The organism is Gemmatimonas sp. (genome assembly GCF_044345575.1).
Classification (GTDB): Bacteria; Gemmatimonadota; Gemmatimonadetes; order Gemmatimonadales; family Gemmatimonadaceae; genus Gemmatimonas.
This window is the reverse complement of record NZ_JBIJAW010000309.1, coordinates 1-3,793: the sequence shown is the minus strand read 5'-3', so window position 1 is coordinate 3,793 and position 3,793 is coordinate 1. Positions and strand designations below refer to the sequence as shown.

General features: G+C 67.2%; 4 protein-coding genes. All 4 read right to left on the bottom strand.

Going from position 1 to position 3,793, the window contains the following annotated elements:
* Positions 1 to 903: acyl-CoA dehydrogenase family protein (locus tag ACIQ6O_RS14195; protein ID WP_396208435.1), on the bottom strand; the 903-nt coding region annotated here is incomplete at its 3' end.
* Positions 904 to 912: 9 nt separating this feature from the next.
* Entirely contained in the window at positions 913 to 1,764 is an 852-nt protein-coding gene (locus ACIQ6O_RS14190; protein ID WP_396208436.1) for a 3-hydroxybutyryl-CoA dehydrogenase, read from the bottom strand.
* A gap of 18 nt (positions 1,765 to 1,782) precedes the next feature.
* Positions 1,783 to 2,664, bottom strand: coding sequence for a CPBP family intramembrane glutamic endopeptidase (locus ACIQ6O_RS14185; RefSeq protein WP_396208434.1), 882 nt, complete (start codon positions 2,662 to 2,664; stop codon positions 1,783 to 1,785).
* A gap of 53 nt (positions 2,665 to 2,717) precedes the next feature.
* The coding region (locus ACIQ6O_RS14180; RefSeq protein WP_396208433.1) for an acetyl-CoA C-acyltransferase at positions 2,718 to 3,793 on the bottom strand (1,076 nt) is incomplete at its 5' end.

Genomic DNA, 3,793 nt, shown 5'->3' with positions numbered 1-3,793 from the left:
TGTACGAGCCGCGGTGATGCGCGTGGCCATGTCCGCCAGCTTGAACTGGATGGCCTGGAACTCGCCGATATGCTTGCCGAACTGCTTGCGCTCGCCCACGTACTTCACGCTGGCTTCGAGCGCCGCGCGGGCAATGCCGATCGCCTGCGCCGCAATGCCAAGCCGCCCGTGATCGAGCGAACCGAGCGCGTAGGTGAGCCCCTTCCCTTCGTCACCGAGCAGGCGGTCCGCCGGTACGCGGCAGTTGTCGAGCACGATCTGCAGCGTGGGTGACGCGCGCATGCCCAGCTTGTTTTCTTTCTTGGTGAGATGGAACCCGGGGAGATCAGGCGTGAGAATGAACGTGCTGATTCCCTTGCTGCCCTTGCGTGCGTCGGGCGAATCCGTGCGGGCCATGCAGAGGATCACCTGCGCTTCGTTGCCATGACTCACCCACGCCTTGGTGCCGTTGAGCACCCAGGCATCACCGTCGCGCACGGCCTGCGCCCGCAGGCTGCCCGCGTCGGACCCGGCCTCGGGTTCGGAGAGCGCGAAGGCGCCCAGCCACTCGCCGCGCGCCATGGGCGGCAGGAAGTGCGCGCGCTGCGCCTCACTGCCGAAGTTGAGAATCATCTGCGTGGGCAGCGAGTTGTGCACGCTGAGCGTGACGGCGGCCGACGCGTCGCCCACGGCGATCTCCTCGAGCGCGAGCAGATAGCTCTGCGCGTCGAGCCCGAGCCCTTCGTACTGCTCGGGAATGAGCATGCCGAGGAAGCCGAGTTCGGCCATCTGCTGCACCATGCTCCGGTCGAAACGTGATTCACGATCGCGTTCGCCGGCGAGGGCCACCAGTTCGCGCTGCGCGTATTCGCGCGCGAGTCGCTGGATTTCCTGCTGTGTTTCGGTAAGTGGGATAAGCGACATGGCCGGGACTCAGTACTGGTAGAAGCCGCGACCGCTCTTGCGGCCGTACCACCCGGCGGCCACGTACTTCCGCAGCAGCGGGCACGGGCGGTACTTGGGATCACCGAGCCCCTCGTGCAGCACTTCAAGAATGGCAAGGCACGTATCGAGCCCGATGAAGTCGGCGAGGGTAAGCGGCCCCATGGGGTGGTTCATGCCGAGCTTCATGACCGTGTCGATGGCTTCCGGCGTACCCACGCCTTCCATCACGCAGTAGATGGCCTCGTTGATCATCGGCATAAGGATGCGGTTGGCCACGAAGCCCGGGAAGTCGTTCACTTCCACCGGTGTCTTGCCCAGCGCCTTCGAGAGCGCCATGACCTGCTGCGTGGTGGCATCGCTGGTGGCGAGCCCACGGATGACTTCCACCAGCTGCATCACCGGCACCGGGTTCATGAAGTGCATGCCGATGACGAGTTCGGGGCGCTTGGTGCGCGCGGCGATCTCGGTGATGCTGATGGAGCTGGTATTGCTCGCGAGGATGGCGCCGTCAGGAGCGAAACGATCGAGATCCTCGAAGATGCGGAACTTGAGGTCGGTGCGTTCGGTAGCCGCTTCGACCACGATCTGCGCGGCGGCCACCGCCTCGAGCGACGTGGCGGTGGTGATGCGCCCCAGCGCGGCCTCGGCGGCGCTCGCCTCCAGTGCGCCCTTCTTTACCTGACGCTCGAGGTTCTTGGCGATAGTGTCGCGGCCGCGCGCGAGCGCGTCGGCGCTGACGTCGATCATGGTGACATCGTGACCGCTCGTCGCGAAGACGTGTGCGATGCCGTTGCCCATCTGGCCGGCGCCAACCACCGCCGCGCGCTGAACGCTACCCATCGTGTCGGACATATCGCTTCAGGTTCCTGTAAACGAGGACGTTGATCCAGAATTTGCTACGGAGTTTGCTGCAGAAGTCGTCGAAAGAGTTTGCGCGGCCGCACGCGAGACACGTTGCCCCCACACCGCCGCCCCACCCAGCACCAGTGCGGCGACTACACCGCCTTCGGGGCCCCAGCTGCCGCCGGTGAGCCACGCGGGTCCATCTACGACGGCACGATACCCCGGCGTCGCAAACGGTAACCCACTCACGGGCACGTGGAGCACGGCCGCCATCACCCAGTTCCACGCCAGATGTGCGGTGAACGCCGCCGGCAACCCGACCCGTTCACGCACAACACACAAACACCAGCCGGCGAGCATCACGATGAGCGTGGTGCGGACGCCGGCGCCGGGGTTCATGAGATGCACCAGACCGAACGCCACACTACTGGCGCTACGTGCCAACAACCTGCCCTGCCCGGCCGGCGTAGCCTCCTCGGCCACGGCGTACAGATAGCCGCGGAACGCCAGCTCTTCCCACAGGGCTGCCGGGGCCAGCACCAGCATGAGCCGCAGCGCCGTACTGGTCCAGCTGTCGCCCACGTAGGTCGACGGCGGGACCGTCTCGAAACGAAGTAGTTGCGCGACCCACAACACGGTGGCCGTAAGCAGTATGGCTCCCGTACCGACCGATGCCCCCGCCAGCAGCGGGCGGCTTTTCCAGGTGCCCTCGCCGACGCCAAGCACCGACCAGGACACTTCGTCCATGAACCGGAATCCGGCCCAGCATCCGGCCAGCACGCCAACGAGCATGCTGAACGGGTACATCGGCACCGGCTCGCCCACCGCCCGCGAAAGTGCGCCGAAGAGCGGCGCCGCCAGCGACTCGAAGATGCCCTGGGCGAGCACCCACGCCACACCGAAGGCGCCGAGCCGCCAAAGGACGCGGGCGGCGGTGGTCAGGAGCGGTGTCAGGAAACGCGTTCCACCGACAGCGCCACGGCATCGCCGCCACCCAGGCAGAGCGTGGCCACGCCCGTCCGCAGGTTGCGGTCGATGAGGGCATGCAGCAGCGTGACCAGCACGCGCGTGCCGCTGGCGCCGATGGGGTGACCGAGGGCGATGGCGCCGCCGTTCACGTTGACGCGATCAGCATCCCACTCGAGCCCTCGGCCGTCGGCGAGCGCCTGGCTCGCGAAGGCTTCGTTGGCTTCGATGAGATCGTAGTCGCCGATGCTCGTGCCGCTCTTCGCCATGAGATTCTTCATGGCGGTGATGGGCGCGAAGAACAGCTCCTGCGGGTCGCCGGCGCCGGTGGCGTAGCCGGTGATGCGGGCAAGGATGGTGAGCCCGTGTTCGCGCGCGTAGGCCTCGCTGGTGACCACCACGGCGGCAGCGCCATCGTTGAGGCTCGACGCATTGCCGGCGGTCACGCTGAGCGTGCTGTTGTCACCCTTGCCCGGGAAGGCGGGGCGCAGCTTGGCCAGCGATTCGGCGGTCGTGTCGGCGCGCGGTCCTTCGTCGGCACTGATGACGGTGGGGCCCTTCTTGCCGGGGATCTCCACGGGCGCGATCTCGGCCGTGAACTTGCCCGCCTGCTGCGCCGCCACGGCCTTGGCGTGCGACGCCGCGGCGAAGGCATCCTGTTCGTCGCGCGAGACGCCCGCCTTGGTGGCGGTGTACTCGGCGTGCGACCCCATGTGCACGTTGCACGTGCCGCACCAGAGGCCGTCCTTGATCATGCCGTCGACCATGCTCTGATCGCCGATCTTCACGCCGCCGCGCATGCCGTACACGTAGTGCGGTGCGTTGCTCATGCTTTCCTGACCACCGGCCACGATGACCTGCGCATCACCAGCCTTGATGGCCTGCGCGGCGAGCATCACGGCCTTGAGGCCGGACCCGCACACCTTGTTCACAGTGAGCGCAGACGCGGTGCTGGGCACGCCGGCCTTGAGCATGGCCTGACGGGCGGGCGCCTGCCCCGTGCCACCCTGCAGCACGTGCCCCATGATGACTTCCTGCACCGCGGCAGGGCTCACGCCGC

What these genes read in the sequence shown, in the direction of transcription:
- ACIQ6O_RS14190 (WP_396208436.1), bottom strand. Translation starts at nt 1,764, where the DNA reads ATGGGTAGCGTTCAGCGCGCGGCGGTGGTTGGCGCCGGCCAGATGGGC.